Origin of the sequence: Dyadobacter sp. CY345 (assembly GCF_021502725.1) — a bacterium.
GTDB lineage: Bacteria > Bacteroidota > Bacteroidia > Cytophagales > Spirosomataceae > Dyadobacter.
Map to the genome: position 1 here is coordinate 1 of NZ_JAKFFS010000013.1, position 553 is coordinate 553.

Consider the following 553-nt stretch of genomic DNA (forward strand, 5'->3'; position numbering starts at 1 on the left):
GGGAGTCGGGGAGACCTGAAGCGGTAGGTTAAAGACACCGTTAGGGTAAAATCGGCGACTGGGGCTAAGTCGTAACAAGGTAGCCGTACCGGAAGGTGCGGCTGGAACACCTCCTTTCTGGAGACGAGAAACTCTGCTTTTAGTTTATCTTTATCATATATTTTTAAATGTAGGGGCTTGTAGCTCAGGTGGTTAGAGCGCTACACTGATAATGTAGAGGTCCGTGGTTCGAGTCCACGCAGGCCCACTAAATTTAAAAAACATTGGATTTGTATTAGGATAAGTAATTTAATTACTCTACTTTTGCACTCCGAAAAAAACAAAAAATACTTGGGGGATTAGCTCAGCTGGCTAGAGCACCTGCCTTGCACGCAGGGGGTCAACGGTTCGAATCCGTTATTCTCCACATTACCACACATCGGTGCGGTAACGAGTTCATTGACATATTGAGAAGCAAAAGAGAATAAGATAATAAACGCGCAAGCGAATTAAGGGCGCATGGAGGATACCTAGGCTCTCAGAGGCGATGAAGGACGTGATAAGCTGCGATAAG

The 553-nt window shown here is 45.8% G+C and carries 2 tRNA genes and 1 rRNA gene; all 3 read left to right on the forward strand.

From position 1 onward, the window contains the following. Positions 1 to 117 (forward strand): 16S ribosomal RNA (locus L0657_RS27800); the annotation flags it as partial. Positions 118 to 173: 56 nt separating this feature from the next. Further along, positions 174 to 247 (forward strand) — tRNA-Ile (locus L0657_RS27805). 85 nt (positions 248 to 332) lie between these two features. After that, a tRNA-Ala gene (locus tag L0657_RS27810) sits at positions 333 to 406 on the forward strand. Positions 407 to 553: the final 147 nt, after the last annotated feature.